Raw genomic sequence first — 15,050 nt, forward strand, 5'->3', positions numbered from 1 at the left:
ATTCTCTAGGAGAGTCGGCTCTCCGTTCTAAACGACCTTTCAAGTCGCGCTTATGTCCCGCACCTGTGTGTTAGATCCGAGCGTACCGTAGGGTAGGCAGCCAGCGAGTCACCATATTGGCACTTTTTTGGGACTTGAAAAGTTTCTCAAGCGAAAAGCGTTCTTCATGGGTGAGGGACGCTTTGCCATCAACACCTGCCGTCCTTTTACCAGCGTAATCGCAGAGTTACTTGACGTATCGCCAGCATTCTTGCAGCTTTGGATTTCAGTATCAGTTTCTGGAGTGACCGCGCTTTCCGCATGTCGTCAACTTGAACTGCTTTATACAACCTTCTTTGTAGGCGGAATAGACTCTGGCGGAATTTCTTCCAGGGTAAGTCTTTCCAAGATTCACTAGTGATGTCACTGTGCCTAATCATGCTCTGCTCCGAATAATTGTATTCTGAACACCTCAGCCCAATTACGGGCTGTCCTACCCATATCAAAGGATTTCGGTATCTCGTCTGACGAGGTCTAACACGTAAGAAATGGAGCCAGCCTTATTAAAACGAGTACCCTACTACGCCGACAGATCAACCGAACAAAGGCTGGCTCCATTTCTAGGGGACAAATGCGTGACCTACTTGGGTTTTCGACCTTATCCCAAGACCTTTGATGCGTTTTTATTCGTTCCCCGGATGAGATTATTTTGTACCTTTAGGTGGAACCAATTCAACCGCTAGAACCCCTTACTCTTGCCGTTCACTCAGAAATTGTCGGCGGGGTTTCAGCTCTAGCGAAGTCAGGGGTTTGTGTTATGCCCTGCTTGAAGATAGGTCGCTTTTTTAGGTTCTGTTTCATCTTGTACACTTCCCATTAGCGCCAGTGTCAGCCCATAACGACCGTCTGATTGCGCCCTGTTCCCAGCTTCAGCCTCCGAAATTCCGAGTTCGGTCACTGTGGGCAGATAGGGAGTCACCTCTGAGTTTGAGGGGAAGGGCTTTCACCTCCATCCTTTCCGAAGTTCAACCCTTGAAGGGTTGGATTGCCTATGTACGGACTGGTTACCGCGATTCAGCAATCAACGAATCGCACTCCTGACTCTTCTTGGTTGTCCTGGCATGAGGGGGTTGCTTTCATACAGCCGTGGCTGTGTACTTCAACCAGTGCTTGGCTGTATTTGAAGTTTCCAGTTTCTAATGATCGCACATGGGTTGAAGATGCTTCTTGCAGTGGAGTATGATACCACCAGATGTTATTCTCAACCCCCAGGTAAAAGAGGATTTCTTGATGAGGATTAACTTGTGCAGCATTGATAATGTCTGCAATGATGCTTGCTGGGACTTTCGGTACATTTAATTTGAAATAGGGTTGTATTTGTGTCAATCCTGGTATCTGGGTATGAGCGATTTGTAGGCAGATTTCTAGTTCTGGGCGGTGCGCTCGCGCATAGACTCCATCAGCTGCAAGCCAGTATTCCTGAAGCTTTTGGCTATAGGGAGGAAGGTTGTGACTGATGGCATAGTTATAACTGATGAAGGGGTTATTCATGTTAAAATATATATCTGGGTATATCATTTGGAGTTTTGACTCTTTGATAGTTGCTAGTTAGTAATTCTTTTGCTGGGAAGGATTTTGTACCTTGCAGGCTAATTAGTAGGTTGCAGACATTGTGGAGGTGTGATTTGCACTTGTTCTGACTGAAGTCTTCGTTAAAAGAGCTTCTCCAGAACAATTCCCAGGCTTTATTGATTGAGTTTGGATTGCAAGCAGGTGGAGTATTTCTGCCGAAGCAAATTCTATTTGAGTCATCCCAAATATTTGGTAAGGGTGCCTTGTATAATTGACAATCCTGCTTGAAGGTTTTTCCTTTAATTGCCCACAGGTAGTAGCTGCTATTGCAGCCAGCGAATAGAAATGCTGGCATAGGAATAGTTATCGTTTTGTTTTCTTCTGAGGTTTGTATTGAGACTGAATATTTTTTGGGCGGGTAAAATTGAATAACACCCTCTCCAAAAGGTGTTTTTTCCCACCACAGGGTATTGGGAGATAGCCATCCAGAACTTACAGTTTTAGTTGTAAATGCCTTTTCTACTGCTTCTGGTGATAGAAACTTGTACTGTGTTTTTTTACCCTCTTTTTCTACTAGTACAAACTGTCCTCTGAGAATGATTAAATGCCCTAAAATTTCCTGTGTTGGAATGTTTGATAATATGAGTTGGGCATTGACTTCTGTATTCATGTGGCGGCTTGATTCCAGATTCTGACGAGTTTTTTTCTATTAGTTACTGATGCTTCTATCCAGTCTGTTAACTCTTGAAAGTGCTCTAGCATCATAGTAGCTTCTTGCCATTGCTCTGCTAGTAAAATAATATTTTCTTCACTCCATTCCCACCAATAACCGGTTTCATAGGTTGTATCTAACCAAATATTTCCTGTTGAATGAGCGAGAACCATGAGGCTAGTTACTAAATATTTGATAGGTGATTTGAACTTTTTACATATTTTTACAAGTTTTTGAAAGTTTATATCTTCGTCATTTGTTAGGTAGTCAGGTTCAAACCCAAATTCTTCTTGCCAATATTTCAAATTGTATCCATTGCCCATAAGGGAAAGTAAAAATTTTTCGCTCATCTCTAAATCTTCAAAATTCTCATTCCACCATTCAATTTTTTGTGGTAATATAACGATATTTTCATATTCTTCGTATGCTTCTATTTCATCAATAAATTCAACGGGGAACAAGTCGGAATTTACTAGCTGAATAAATTCAATTTCCCTGTCTGAATATATGCAATTAGGATGTGTTTTTGTATTTAAGGGTGTTGTTGATTCACTCCACTGTTCTGGAAATAGTTTTTGATATAAGCCGAGTAAACGTGCTTTTTGAGATAGGTTTTCCAGATAGATGATTGTTTCTTTGCAGGTGATGGGTATTTTAAATAGTTCTAGTGATATCATGATTTTGAGATATGCCGCTATATAGTAGCGGCATTACTTGATTACAGTACGGGATAATTGCTGGGTACAGAGGGTTGTTGCCTGAGAGAGCTAAAAACTTTGTCGATGTATGTTTCCCAGCTTTCCCCTATTTTGATTGTTTTGTTTATGTTTCCCTGCAGATCAATCAAAACTTCCAGTGTTAGTTGATTTTTTCTTTCTAGAAGTTTCAAATCCCAGGCTAACTCAAATGCTGGGTTAATTTGTTCGGGTGCTAACTTGAGTTCGGTGATGCAATTGCCCTTCGTTCCAGCGCGCTTAATTAGCCTTATTTCGGTTGTATCTCCTAAGATCTGTCTAGTAATTTCGGCATTGGCGTACTCTGGGAAATAGGTAGTGATTGCTAATTTTAGCTTTTCGTCACTGATTGCTGTTTCCTCTGGGATAGGTACTTGCTGCCCTTCAATAATGGCGATGTAATTCATAATTATTTAGAAAAGTGAAAGTTGTTTTTTGTTAGATTCGGCTTTTTGATAATCTTTGGGTAATTCTCGCTGTTGTACTTGTCTTGTTTGAGTGGAATTACTGGTAGTATTTATTGCCTTTTCAGCAGTTTCTATGATTTTGGGTAGTATTTCTTCCAACTCTCGGATGCAGTCTTTGATGGCTGGTTGTGAAGTTATTTCCTGATAGTCGATAGTTTTGATGATGGGTGGTGCGTTTCTGATACCAATTGATAGGATGGCTTGTCCTTCTTCTGGATGAATTTGGATAGTTATTATATAAGTTTTGGTTTTTGGGGGGTTGTTACTATCGTCTTGCTCAGAAATTTCATCATCTTCTTCTAAATTATTATTGTTATTAGGATTAAAATCACTACTGTAACTAGCTTCGGAGTTAGTTACACTTTCTTGGTTTTGATTGTTCATGAAAGGTTGGCAAATTTTACGAGGGTACGAATGGTAATGCCCGTTCTGCGGAAAGACTGCCATTTGTAGGCACACTCTCCTGGTTTGTATTTGGGTGACAGCTGACTCCATCTGTCCCAGGCATCAAGTAAGATAGGACTGACTGACTTGAGTGCCATTCCAACTTGAATCCAGGTTGTGTAGTCCGAAGCAAACCGGGGATGGATAACTTCTAAGAATGTGAGTGCAGTTTGGATATTGGTTTTGATGTTCGGGTATAAGTTGATGTACCTGTCTACCTTATCTCTGCGGTTGTATTTTTCTTGTGGAAAGCTGGTTAACCTTGCTTTCTCCTGCTTTAATAACATTTGGGCTATTACCCAATCTGGTGCGATCGCAACTTGCTTTTCTTGAGGACTGCAACCGGAAACCCACTGGTAGTATCTCCCTTCTGGGTGATAGGAAGGAGGTAGAACTGAGGCATGATTTTTGCCTCTGAACTCTAGGTTTGAGATTTTGCTGGAAGTGATTGATGAGTTTCCAGGAATTAGGTAGAGAAGCTGGCGCTTATATTCGCCTCCAGAAGTAAAGGCGACTGTCGGCGGGAGGTAAGTAAGTGCGCCTTCGTATAACTTTTGGGGAGAAATTTTCTCCATCTCATCCTCTTCGAGTTTTTTGTTGAGGATCAGGATTTGACCCCAAGCGCGTGGTCCGTCGCAGTCAATAGCAACGATGTGCCCTTGGGGGTGATAGTTACCGCAAACAATAGCAACACCAGTCGCGTGTATATACCTTTTCCCCGACCAAATTTTGCATCTAGTACGAATGAGTTCGGCTTGTAACTGTTTGGGGGAATAAGTTTTATGTTGCCATTGTTTTCCTCCCAGAGGGCGTTTGCCGAAGGTGGGTATAATTCGCCATATATCGGGTAGTGTTTCCAGGGACGAGATGATTTTACGTGCCTGGGTGTGCATGATTTTGTTTGATTCTTAATAGTTAACTTTGGTAGTTCAATGCATAAGCTTTTTTTAGTGATTAACATTATGATGTTAGGGCCGGCAGTTGTAACTACCTACCCTATGTTTTAAGCTAATCGTCGATTAAGAGCATTTTCCACTTGATAAGTACCAAGGGTGCAGTTTGTATTGAGGGGGAATGTGGGGAATTCGGGGTAGTTATTCATGTTTTTTGTTACCCTGCACAGTACCATTACTCCCTCCCTCCCCTTTTTCTCTTGATTGTGATAATAGCTGATGACCTCAAACTCATTATTACCTGCTTCAAACTTGCTTCCTGCGTGCTGAGAGATAGCTTTTTTCCAATTAGGTTGCCAGACCATGAGAGTATTTATTGCCATTGACCTAACAACTGGATCATCAAGCTTAGTAAGTATATCTGGCAAGTAGTTACACTCTTGGGTGATAACTTCTCGCGCATAATTTACCAGCCAATACTCGGCTTCCTTGAGGAGGGTTTTTGATTCCGTATCCTGACATACTTCGTGATGACATTTAGACATTAAATATGCTCTTTGCTCAAAAACCATTCCATTGGTTCGCATTTTTAAATCTGATGGATAATCAATCATTAAATCAGCTAGTTCATTGCTGATAGCAGGTAAAGGATATGGAATATTTTCTTTCTTTAGATTAGGGCATATTTTCACTTGATACCCTAAACTGACTGCATGATTAACGATTAGATAAATATCTGATGCAGGGATATAATCACCCAACTTATAATTTGTATCTAAAAGTAAATATGTCGGCGCATGAACAATTTGGAATTTTTGAGGTGATTGCTCGCAGTCAGGAACTAATTCTACGTACATAACACTAACCAAAATACTTTTGATTTTGGTCAACGTTAGTTACTAGTAGTGGTTTAATTTATGTTAGTCAGTATTACATTTATTATCTATAGTCCTGCCCTATTAATAGGGCAAGACTATTTTTTAGAGGGTTTGTACTTCTTCCTGGATGAAATCTTGAAGTATAGATAATCCAACTTGTTTGGAAATGGCTGTATTGTCATCTGGGCATCTGTAGATAACAGTACAATTGGAACATCCATGCTTGCATGGGCAATGTTCCACTAGGAATCTTGCCCTGGATACGACTTTTTCCAAATATTGAAACAGCGTATCGCACATTCCGGTTCCTCCTTCAACTGTATCAAAGAAGTAGCCGAATGAATTAGATTGAGTTGGTTCTTGATGGAGTATAAAGTCGATATCTTTACTGCTGGCTCCATGTTCGACTAGTGGTAATGCTAGCATAAGTTGATGTGCTAGACTGTGGATGCAAATGTCGGTTTCGTTGTATTCAAATAACTCTCTTTCCTCCCTGGAGACGTACTTCTGATTCTTGATTTCTGACCTAATTTTTTCTACTTTTGATTTGAAAAAACTTCTTGCTTGTCGGTCGATTGTAACTTGCAGACAACTGGTAGAATAACTAATAGTAAAAGATTCCTTATATGAGACTTCTTCTACTAGCTGGATTATGTCTCTTTCTGTGAGTTGACTGTTGCATATGAGACAGTTTTGTAACTTGCTTGCTAGAGATTGATTGTGGTTTCTACAATCTTGATTTGGACAAGTCCATCTTGACTCCCGATTGTATATTTTGTATCCGGTAATCGACTCAGATATTTTACATATTTTAGGTGTGAGTTCTATCACTCCCCTTGGTAGTTTGATTGACTTTGCTTTGCTAGTAGTTTTAACCTCCTCAAATTTAATGACTCCTTGAGGGCGCGTAAATAGGTTTGTTTGTCCAATAGGCTTGAGAAAAGCTTGTCCCTCTTTGATTTTTAACTCTGATGATTTATACCAAACAGGGTTGCCATCAAAATCTTGGGCTGTATAAATTGCATCAGGGTATACCTCTCTTAAGGCAGTGTTGATTGCACTTTGTTCAAATTCCTCTCCGTTTGAGGTATTTATGTAGTTGATATTGTTGTTTCTGCTCCCCCTAATTTTGATATCGCCGTGTATGTAACCTAGATGACGGGCGCACGCTAGCTTACCGTTGAAGCTGTATACAAGCTTATTTTCATTAATGAGTTGGTTTGCGATCGCAAGTCCTGACTGCCCGAAATGCGTGATAATTTGATTGATTGTCGGGCGTGATTCCTTACAGCAGGCTAAGATATGCCACGTGAGTAGATTTTCAAAATTCGGATTAAAATTGATGACCTCCGGCGGATCGGTTAGCAGTCGGTTGGGATGTTTCGAGTAGTACGAGTCCAAGATTGATTGTCTGGAGGGGATAAATACCACCAGTCCTTCTTCTTTTCTGCCAGCACGACCTGCCCTTTGGCGGAAGGATAAGATACTGCCAGGATACCCGCAAATGAGAACAGCATCTATACATCCCAGGTCTAAACCAGCTTCGAGAGCAGACGTTGAGACAATGAATTTCACTTCTCCGGATTTGATATCTGCAATTATTTTTCTCCTTTGGTTGTTTTTCAAGTTGGCGTAAAATGCAGAAATAGTATTTTGAGACAACCCATTTTCGCTTAATATTTTGCGGATAGTTTGGGTTAGGGTTTTGACCATTTCCCGACTGTCGCAAAAGCAGATTCCTACTACATCTTTACTGACGAGTAAAGCTGCTATTTGAGCAGTTGTGTACAGGATACTGTTCTGGGGTTTAAGACTGATAAAGGTGGTTTCAGCTTTTCTTGCACCATTTTGGTTAATTACCGTAATATTTTCTCTACGATTGGAAATCTTTTGGGCTATCTCTTGACTGTTGTTGATGGTAGCTGAGGCGTAAATATACTTTAGTTTAGATAAATTCCCTCCAGCTGTTTCTATCATTAGTTGGGTGCGACGGTTGAGTAGAGCAAAGTTTGCACCGAAGATTCCGCTGTAGAAGTGAGCTTCATCTACTACGATTATGGAAATTTTGCGTAGTGTTTCAATGAAGTTGTAGTTATCAAATTGGTAGTTGGTAAGTTCATGATTCCAAACATCGGGTGTGACACAAAGAATCGAAGGTTTATGTGTATAGAGTTTTTTACGTTCTTGAGCTGGAGTATCGCCATTAATATTGAGAATTGCAGGGCGAATAGACTCTGGTAGAAGGTTGATGAACTCCTTTATTTTCTCCTCTTGGTCAAATGCTAGGGCTTTAAGGTTGAAGAAAATGATGCATGAATTGCCTTTGAGACATTCGTGAATAACGGGAAGTAGGAATGATATTGATTTCCCACTACTTGTTGGAGTTTCGAGAATTATATCTGATGATTGATTGTATGCTGACCATGCTTGAATTTGGTGGAAGTATAATTGATTTATTCCTAATTGGATGAGTGCATTATTGACTGCTGAATGAATGTTTTCTGGTATCGGTTGACTCTTTGCTGCTTGTTCGGGAATCACATCGCAGTAGGCAAGTTTATTTCTACCCTCTAGTTCGGTTGCTATTTCTTGATATATTAAATTTTTTAGAGATGGCGCATCTTCAACTGTAGTAAGATTTCCTTGCTCTATCTCTTCTTCCCAATTGAAGATAATTTGGCTGATATTTCCTTTTCTGAAATAAAGGTTGTTACCGATGATTGTGCTAATTTGAATTATTCCGTGCTGCTTGGAATAGATGCTACGGCTTGGTTGTAACCACTCTGGTCGGTTTTTCATCAAAAATTACCTACTTGTTGTTTATAACAAGTAAGCGTTAGTGATAGTGGTGGTTTGACTTTTACCGTTTGGAGATATTCCTTCTTTGGGAAGTATTATTTGGGAAAAATCTGATTCTAATCCATTTGGTTGGTCGTGGATTCCAGAATGACTCCCTACCCCGAAATTTTGAGGGGGTACGATACATATACTATGATTTTAACTCCTCGTATTTTCAAGGCAAATAGAGTTGACTTTTTTTTATTTTTTATAATTATGAGTGATTTTTAAGAAAATATAAGATGAACTTGACGATTGAAATGTATAGGTTAATCTGGATTGTGTGTGGATATTTACTTATGAAATTTCAGCAGAATTCTCAAGTTAATCTGGTAATTGAGCGGGCGAAACAAGAGAAATTTAATGATAACGAAATTGCCCTGTACAATGATTTTTTTGCTGAAGGGGGGATAAAAAATCCTGCCAAGATGACGGAGCAAGATGCCACTAACTTTGTTAAATTTCTAGACAGTTGTGATGCGTCGAACGAATTTGTGGTAATGGCTTTGACTAGGTTGGCGCAGATTGCTCCGGCAGATGTGATAGCACGAGTACTGGAGAGTGATGCTGATGGTGATGGCTTGACCCTTGCTGAAGAGCTAAAACTTGGAACCAAAGCTACTCAATATGACACACCTGCTCAGATAGCTGTCGCGCGGCAAAGGCAATTTCAGGCTTTTCCATCCAGAAATTCTGAATTTGAACTTTAATGAGTTCTTGCAGGATCGGTTTCCTCACCGGTAAGTACCGTCGCGGTCAACCAGAACCAGAAGGGACACGGCGGGCGACGCTTGGTGATATTGGAACGGTTAGCGACGTGGAGAAAGCATACCTAAAATAACGCGGGAGGCAGATAGCCCCGAAGTACCTCGGTCAATTCATTTAATTTCTTGACCGAGGTACGTCATTTATGTCGGGGTGGAATGCCGGCACGGGCGAATTTATTCGCCGTCAATATCGCTTTCTCTTGCCCAACCCTCAACAAGTTCACTTATGCTTGTTCCTTTAACTGCTGCCATTTTTTGCAATTTACTCCATGCTGTAGGCGTGAGGTGAATTCTGTGAGATTCTTTAAGCTCAGAGTGAAGTGCTGGTTGATTTCTTGTCCTCTTTATTCCTTTCCCTGTTGACATATTCAGAACTGGTACGGTATTCTAAGTAGAGGATAGCACAAAGCAAGGAGGTGATTAAATATGCCCCGGAGTACCAAACCATCATTCGTTTTAAAACAGATAGCTGAATCGAGCAAAAAGTCAACCGAGGATGTGGCGTGAATCCCCGTCGCTGTCTTCGCGGGGAGGGTTCAAGATATTGTAGAAGTTTTGGATGAAATAGCTCGTAACCGTGGAGTCACCGTTGCTCAGGTGGCGCTCAATTGGCTTTTGCGTCAACCTGGTATTACATCGGTCATTATTGGAGCCCGCCCTGGAGCAGCAACTCAAAGATAATCTCTGTGCAGCAAATTGGGAGTTGACACCGGACGAATTGAAACGACTCCGTTCAGTCAGCGCTACACCACCGATCTATCCGTATTGGCATCAGCAGAAGTACGGTGATGAGCGTATTCCACAATCTCTGCAATAGAGCATCATCAATCGCTAAGACGTATACTTATGTGATGAGAGCGCAACGTGCGGACAGTGTCTTTCAATCCGTTTCGTTCTAGTGCTGACAACACCTCCTCAAGTGTCTTTGTCGGATTTTTGAGCGCTTGTTGCTGTCGGAGTACCGTACGATACACCGCATCCAGAGATACTTCAATGCAGCGCATGACAAACGCATGACTGATGCACAGCCTCGATCCGATAGGGGGCTAACGTCTCTTGAGGAAAATCTTTTAAATTGAAGGTAATGATGGTGTCACACTGACCGACAATTGCGGCTGCAAGGATATGGCGATCGTCAGCATCTGGCAGTGACAGTGTAGGAATAATGGTTTCGTACCCTTCTACAAGTGCATCCTCGACATGCAGATCCATTAAGGTGCGCGTGCGTTCCAAGTATGCAAGTGAGAGGTCAGGCCGATTTGCACAGACGTTGCGTATCCATTCATCGTGTATCATTGCCGACCAGCGAGGTTTGTAACTACCAGTGGTGGCAAGACGCATAAGGAAGTCGCGTAAAGGAGCAGGATACAAGACACATGCATCAAGGAGGGCAACGGCAACAGACATCCATCAATATCCCATGTCGAGTTCCTGTGCCTGTTTTGTCAACTCGTCGAGCGCTTGATGGCGAGCTGCTTCGTTCTGTTGCTTATACTGTAAAACATCAGAGGCGAGTACGCGCCGATAGACTCCGACTTTACGAGAAGGGATTGTTCCAGAGTCGAGTAGTTTGACTAAATAGGGACGTGAGACGTTGAGTATGTCTGCAGCTTCCTGTGTCGAGAGTTCTGCCTGTAAAGGTAGGATGGTGACCGGATGTCCTTTGCTGATCGTCTTTAGGACTTCGGTTACAAGCCGAAACATGTCGCCTGAAAGAGTGATTTCCGCGTTCGCAAGAGGCGGTTCGATGATTGCGAGTGTTATCTTGTCGGGTGGATTGTCAAGAAATTGTCCCAGAGAATACAACGCCGCTTCAGCCATGGTAGCGACTTCGGGAGTAGGAATGAGAGGATCAGATGGGCGAAGCGTAGCCATAGGTTTTGTCTTTTAGGATTGCCATCTTGCTTAAGTATACAACGTACAAAGAAACAGGCGCAATGGCAGAAACAGGCGAATCTCGTGAAATAGACGAATCATGATCTAACAATGTTAATGACGCGCTACTGATAGGTCTTCTTGATCGACGAGTGTCAAATATTAATAATTATATTTAATACATCATCTTTAGAGATGTTAAATTTGCGAGCAATGTTGTTTATATTGGCCTCCCCGTTCATGTGTTCCAGTAGTATCAGGCGAATAGTTGATTCAGATATCTTTACCTTTTTGTCTTGACCTGTACTGGTGTAAAAGCTTTTGATAAATTTGTTGATTTCTGCTCGTTCGAGTTCTTGCCAATATTTTTTGCGGTTGCTCCAAAAACAATTGCCAGGTGCATAATTCCCAGTGGGATCGATACGGGCGATAATTGTATTATTGGGAGCGGTTCCTATATCTAAAAAGAATTGGTTAAAATTATCTTTCCAATCTGGATGTACTTCGATTCCACAACCGCCATGTTTTTTATAAAAGGGGTGTTTCTTGTTATAACAAACTTGTTTAATATAGTTCCATGAGTGGTATTCTCTTGGGTTTTCGCTTGTGATTTTGATTGGCTTCTTTCTTCCACAGCCACAGCTTAGGGTATTACCAGCAATTAAGCTATGCTTATAGACATATTTCTCAATTCCGCAGCTACAAAGTACTAGAACTTTTACAAATCTACCTGCTTGTTGTATTTCTTGGTTATCAATTACTGTTAACTTGCCAAAGGTTTCTCCTATTTCTAAAAGATTTCCTTTTTTAATGCATCCACAGCTTTTTGTTTTGCCGTTGAGAAGATTAAACTTAAATACTTCTCTTCTTGTTCCACATGCTGTGCACTGGCATAGTATTTCTGTCCCTTTATTTTCAATGACTTGCCAATAACCAAACTTTTCTCCAATGTCAATAGTTCGACGACGCATATTTAGTAATCTTTCTTTAAAAATTGAGCTTGTATAAAAATATCGTTAAGTGACATACTCCGAAGAACAAGACCGTCCTGTTGAGTAGCGTAGGAGAAAAGATAATTTGTTCGTTACGCTTTTTCTCCTACTCAAAATCCGCGTATTGAGGAGGGCTAGCCCCAACCCGCTTAGTTATTCTGGGATACTTGCCCGATTGAGCCTTGTCTACGATGTTTGTTACATTAATCTGGTGCCACCAATCATCACCAAAATCGAACCAGTAACCAAAAGCCTCATCAATAGATAAGCCCAGCGAAGCAATTGAAGTACTAGACACATCCCCTGTAGGCGTTTGTGTCAAACCGGAACTTGAAAATGCTTGTTTCAAGCAGTACCGTCTTGCATTTGGATCTTGCGGGCCACTTCCTCCCACTTGAAATTCGTACATATGCTCTTCTTGGCGGTCGAATGCCTTGAAGATAATTTTATGGAGATCCTCTAAAGTATTGCTGCCTTTAATCTCAATTGTTCGAGACACCACTGAATTCTCCGCAATAAATTCTTCAGTAATTGGACCGTCAATTAAAAACACATCCAGCACATATAGTGCATTTGGAGAAGGGTTCACTGCTTTTTCATGATGGGGTGATGCTTGCTTGTCACCAATATACTCCGATTCACCATTGTCCGGAATATAAGGAATTAAGCCCTGTGTATATGCTACTTCCTGAATTTCTCGGGGTGTAAACCTTGCATCCAAGATAAATCCATCAACAGAAATCATCCAAGTCATGGGGTTGTCGTCTAACTTACTGGAGAGACACCAATCAGGGTCCATCTGATGCATATCCAGGGTATCTCGTACCTGTTTTGATTTCGACTGCCCGGTGCTAGGGTTCACACCAAACCACTGATAAATTTCCTTGGCACTAATGTGGGGGTCTTGTGAAGGGTCAAAGAGAAAATTGACCATACCGATAGCATGAGTAATCCCACAAGCCCAAGTTTTCTCCCTACCCTTTGCTAGTGGAGATGGTTTCTTGCGACATAAAGCTGCTGTCGCAAAGCGGAGTAACTGGGCATATTCATCGTTCAAATGTTGTTTGGCAAAATCATCCGTTATCGCTACAATGCCATTGAACTTTTCTTGCATCGCGTTGGGAACGTTTTCTGATTTCTTAGTTTTAGCCATACTCATTACTCTGGTACGGACAGTTAGCCTAACGTTACGGCAACTAGGAGTTTAACCAGGATACCTGCAAGTGCGATCTGCCTTTGGCAGCAAGCTTTGCTTATCACAGCATAATCGTACATTAACTGATTTCCCGTCATTGTTAATAAATTAAGTGTAACTTTTTATATATCGAACCTTCTTTAGCATCGGCGACCCCACTGGATGTAGAGTGTTAAAGTAGGTTCAAGCGTTTGCGCGCACCAAATCGAAACAGCTGATATCGCCGAAATCGAAAAACACAAACGTGAAAAGTCACAGTAGGGCGATCGCTTACAATTTAACCATGAGCATATTCTCCTAAATTTGTCAGCACGGTTAATATGACTGACGTGAACCCTGTGAGCATAACTGGAACTATTACGATCACAGTGCTGCCTCAAGACAATGGACACTACATTTGTCAGATGTCACCGGATTTGGGTGATTTTTCACAAGAAAATTTGCAATGCTACGGTCAAACAAAGGAACACGCGATTGCAATTGCCTTAGAGCAGCTAGCCTCGGAGTATCGCCAGATGGCTCAAGAACGACAAAATATAGATTGGGACACAGTGGAACGATTAGACTCGCTCAGAGCCAATTGCCAAGCATTATCATGTCATTTTGCACTACGAACGCATTGCTTCTGAAGAATCAAAGTTTGAGGCAATGCACAATACGATTATGGGAAATACGGTGGTTGAGAATGCCAAAATCACTGTGATTGAGATTGATCCAGATATACCAATTGATCCGTTAGCGCGATCATGGGATTGATTGTTCCAAACTTTCTTCATACGCTTAAATGGTAATTTATATACAAAAGTTACAATTTTATCTACGGAGTTTTTTGATAAGCGCAGATGGTAGGCTGTACCGGGTATTGAGCCGACAGGTGCTAATCCAACCGATTTCTGAAAACGTAGAAAAGATTCATGACTTGTTTGAGTCGATGAGTCAAGCTGTGATGATTTTAACAGAGCAAGAAGCGCGATCGCACTGGGCTACAATTCCCTTAACTTCTAATTGAGCGAGAGTACCATGTCTGCCAAAGGCTTTGGGCAACCCCGATCCACAAAAACCGATAAGTTAGTTGAGCAAGCGGTGCGTTACTGCCAAAAACGCAATCCAGAAGCGCTTGACCAAATATTTGACAATCTGTCTGTTAACTTAAATAAGCAAGTGGTGGCGGGTTGTTTGACAGCATTCTGTGACGACACCGACATCTGCAGCTGGTTGTGCGGGTATTTTGCTGGGGAAATCAACTGCGCCGAGGACAACAACAAACCGTGTCATCCCATCATTGAACTTTCCCGAACTCTAATTGAAGCTGGCATGGAACCGTTTAGCGACTTCATGCCCTATCCTGGTTGTCGCATCGTCATTCTTAACGCAGACAAGTTTGAAGCACTGCCAGCAGAAATCAGGAACACGGTGCAGCAGGCTTTTGATGTAATGGAGAATTCAAACGAACATTTGCAGCAGGTGAATGACGCTCTGTTGCAAGAGTTGGTGGTGACGGTTAAGGAGTAGGGTGCTGCGCTCTGTGCAATCACCACATTTGTAGAAGTTTTAACTTGAATGATACGCAAAGGTGAGCGTCGCTTTTGCTGATTGTTCTGCTTACACAGTGACTTCAATCGAGTTGGGCTTGTCCTCAAGAATATCGATTTCAACCGCAAAAAGTACTTTCTTGGCGATCACAAAATACTGTATTTTTGAAGC

Annotated in this window: 22 protein-coding genes and 1 pseudogene; 7 read left to right on the forward strand and 16 right to left on the reverse strand. The window is 41.6% G+C overall.

What is annotated here, in order from left to right; all coding sequences use genetic code 11:
* Nucleotides 1–127: 127 nt before the first annotated feature.
* The 10 genes and pseudogenes from AC5590_RS29645 to AC5590_RS29690 all read right to left on the reverse strand — a co-directional run.
* Nucleotides 128–419: pseudogene (locus AC5590_RS29645) on the reverse strand (reverse transcriptase N-terminal domain-containing protein); the annotation flags it as partial.
* Between the two features lie 362 nt (nucleotides 420–781).
* Nucleotides 782–958 (reverse strand): hypothetical protein, encoded by a 177-nt coding sequence (locus AC5590_RS29650; protein WP_211178602.1) that lies wholly within the window; start codon nucleotides 956–958, stop codon nucleotides 782–784.
* A gap of 95 nt (nucleotides 959–1,053) precedes the next feature.
* Nucleotides 1,054–1,530 carry a hypothetical protein gene (locus AC5590_RS29655; RefSeq protein WP_246163618.1) on the reverse strand — a complete coding sequence of 159 codons (477 nt, stop codon included), beginning with the start codon at nucleotides 1,528–1,530 and terminating at the stop codon, nucleotides 1,054–1,056.
* A 1-nt stretch (nucleotide 1,531) separates the two neighbouring features.
* Nucleotides 1,532–2,221, reverse strand: coding sequence for a hypothetical protein (locus AC5590_RS29660; RefSeq protein ID WP_169266884.1), 690 nt, complete (start codon nucleotides 2,219–2,221; stop codon nucleotides 1,532–1,534).
* Nucleotides 2,218–2,940: a hypothetical protein gene (locus AC5590_RS29665; RefSeq protein WP_169266885.1), complete on the reverse strand. Its 723-nt coding sequence runs from the start codon at nucleotides 2,938–2,940 to the stop codon at nucleotides 2,218–2,220. Before AC5590_RS29665 ends, AC5590_RS29660 begins: the two co-directional genes overlap by 4 nt.
* 41 nt (nucleotides 2,941–2,981) lie before the next feature.
* A complete protein-coding gene (locus AC5590_RS29670; RefSeq protein ID WP_169266886.1) occupies nucleotides 2,982–3,404 on the reverse strand; it encodes a hypothetical protein in 423 nt (140 codons plus the stop codon).
* A gap of 6 nt (nucleotides 3,405–3,410) precedes the next feature.
* Nucleotides 3,411–3,848 carry a hypothetical protein gene (locus AC5590_RS29675; protein WP_169266887.1) on the reverse strand — a complete coding sequence of 146 codons (438 nt, stop codon included), beginning with the start codon at nucleotides 3,846–3,848 and terminating at the stop codon, nucleotides 3,411–3,413.
* Entirely contained in the window at nucleotides 3,845–4,801 is a 957-nt protein-coding gene (locus AC5590_RS29680) for a bifunctional DNA primase/polymerase (RefSeq protein WP_169266888.1), read from the reverse strand. The genes AC5590_RS29675 and AC5590_RS29680 overlap by 4 nt, the downstream gene beginning before the upstream one ends.
* Before the next feature lie 110 nt (nucleotides 4,802–4,911).
* Nucleotides 4,912–5,691 (reverse strand): hypothetical protein, encoded by a 780-nt coding sequence (locus AC5590_RS29685; protein ID WP_248277317.1) that lies wholly within the window; start codon nucleotides 5,689–5,691, stop codon nucleotides 4,912–4,914.
* A 90-nt stretch (nucleotides 5,692–5,781) separates the two neighbouring features.
* Nucleotides 5,782–8,478: a DEAD/DEAH box helicase gene (locus AC5590_RS29690; protein WP_169266889.1), complete on the reverse strand. Its 2,697-nt coding sequence runs from the start codon at nucleotides 8,476–8,478 to the stop codon at nucleotides 5,782–5,784.
* Between the two features lie 338 nt (nucleotides 8,479–8,816).
* On the opposite strand from AC5590_RS29690, the gene AC5590_RS29695 reads away from it, so the two are divergent.
* Both AC5590_RS29695 and AC5590_RS29700 read left to right on the forward strand, forming a co-directional pair.
* The gene (locus tag AC5590_RS29695; protein ID WP_246163617.1) at nucleotides 8,817–9,227 is read left to right on the forward strand and encodes a hypothetical protein; all 411 of its coding nucleotides are present in this window, start codon (nucleotides 8,817–8,819) and stop codon (nucleotides 9,225–9,227) included.
* Nucleotides 9,227–9,358 (forward strand): hypothetical protein, encoded by a 132-nt coding sequence (locus AC5590_RS29700; RefSeq protein ID WP_256379423.1) that lies wholly within the window; start codon nucleotides 9,227–9,229, stop codon nucleotides 9,356–9,358. Before AC5590_RS29695 ends, AC5590_RS29700 begins: the two co-directional genes overlap by 1 nt.
* 100 nt (nucleotides 9,359–9,458) lie before the next feature.
* Here AC5590_RS29700 and AC5590_RS29705 read toward each other — a convergent pair whose 3' ends face one another.
* The gene (locus tag AC5590_RS29705) at nucleotides 9,459–9,650 is read right to left on the reverse strand and encodes a hypothetical protein (RefSeq protein ID WP_169266890.1); all 192 of its coding nucleotides are present in this window, start codon (nucleotides 9,648–9,650) and stop codon (nucleotides 9,459–9,461) included.
* Between the two features lie 189 nt (nucleotides 9,651–9,839).
* Here AC5590_RS29705 and AC5590_RS29710 point away from each other — a divergent pair, with 189 nt between their 5' ends.
* A complete protein-coding gene (locus AC5590_RS29710) occupies nucleotides 9,840–9,965 on the forward strand; it encodes an aldo/keto reductase (protein WP_211178603.1) in 126 nt (41 codons plus the stop codon).
* The gene (locus AC5590_RS29715) at nucleotides 9,931–10,101 is read left to right on the forward strand and encodes a hypothetical protein (protein WP_339379364.1); all 171 of its coding nucleotides are present in this window, start codon (nucleotides 9,931–9,933) and stop codon (nucleotides 10,099–10,101) included. Before AC5590_RS29710 ends, AC5590_RS29715 begins: the two co-directional genes overlap by 35 nt.
* A gap of 7 nt (nucleotides 10,102–10,108) precedes the next feature.
* On the opposite strand, the gene AC5590_RS29720 is transcribed toward AC5590_RS29715, so the two are convergent.
* From AC5590_RS29720 to AC5590_RS29740, 5 genes are all read right to left on the reverse strand, one after another.
* The gene (locus AC5590_RS29720) at nucleotides 10,109–10,288 is read right to left on the reverse strand and encodes a VapC50 family PIN domain-containing toxin (protein ID WP_211178604.1); all 180 of its coding nucleotides are present in this window, start codon (nucleotides 10,286–10,288) and stop codon (nucleotides 10,109–10,111) included.
* Nucleotides 10,275–10,691, reverse strand: coding sequence for a PIN domain-containing protein (locus AC5590_RS29725; protein ID WP_169266891.1), 417 nt, complete (start codon nucleotides 10,689–10,691; stop codon nucleotides 10,275–10,277). Before AC5590_RS29725 ends, AC5590_RS29720 begins: the two co-directional genes overlap by 14 nt.
* A gap of 3 nt (nucleotides 10,692–10,694) precedes the next feature.
* Nucleotides 10,695–11,159, reverse strand: a complete 465-nt coding sequence (locus AC5590_RS29730) for a helix-turn-helix domain-containing protein (RefSeq protein WP_169266892.1) — start codon at nucleotides 11,157–11,159, stop codon at nucleotides 10,695–10,697.
* A gap of 155 nt (nucleotides 11,160–11,314) precedes the next feature.
* The gene (locus AC5590_RS29735; protein ID WP_169266893.1) at nucleotides 11,315–12,130 is read right to left on the reverse strand and encodes a hypothetical protein; all 816 of its coding nucleotides are present in this window, start codon (nucleotides 12,128–12,130) and stop codon (nucleotides 11,315–11,317) included.
* Between the two features lie 127 nt (nucleotides 12,131–12,257).
* Nucleotides 12,258–13,304: a DUF6398 domain-containing protein gene (locus AC5590_RS29740; RefSeq protein WP_246163615.1), complete on the reverse strand. Its 1,047-nt coding sequence runs from the start codon at nucleotides 13,302–13,304 to the stop codon at nucleotides 12,258–12,260.
* 362 nt (nucleotides 13,305–13,666) lie between these two features.
* Here AC5590_RS29740 and AC5590_RS29745 point away from each other — a divergent pair, with 362 nt between their 5' ends.
* The 3 genes from AC5590_RS29745 (at nucleotide 13,667) to AC5590_RS29755 (ending at nucleotide 14,858) form a co-directional block, all read left to right on the forward strand.
* Nucleotides 13,667–13,975, forward strand: a complete 309-nt coding sequence (locus AC5590_RS29745; RefSeq protein ID WP_248277318.1) for a hypothetical protein — start codon at nucleotides 13,667–13,669, stop codon at nucleotides 13,973–13,975.
* Nucleotides 13,976–14,175: 200 nt separating this feature from the next.
* Nucleotides 14,176–14,355, forward strand: coding sequence for a hypothetical protein (locus AC5590_RS29750; protein ID WP_498824181.1), 180 nt, complete (start codon nucleotides 14,176–14,178; stop codon nucleotides 14,353–14,355).
* An 11-nt stretch (nucleotides 14,356–14,366) separates the two neighbouring features.
* Nucleotides 14,367–14,858 (forward strand): hypothetical protein, encoded by a 492-nt coding sequence (locus AC5590_RS29755; protein ID WP_169266895.1) that lies wholly within the window; start codon nucleotides 14,367–14,369, stop codon nucleotides 14,856–14,858.
* Nucleotides 14,859–15,050: the final 192 nt, after the last annotated feature.

This window comes from Brasilonema octagenarum UFV-OR1, assembly GCF_963888615.1.
In the GTDB taxonomy this organism is placed as follows: domain Bacteria; phylum Cyanobacteriota; class Cyanobacteriia; order Cyanobacteriales; family Nostocaceae; genus Brasilonema; species Brasilonema sennae.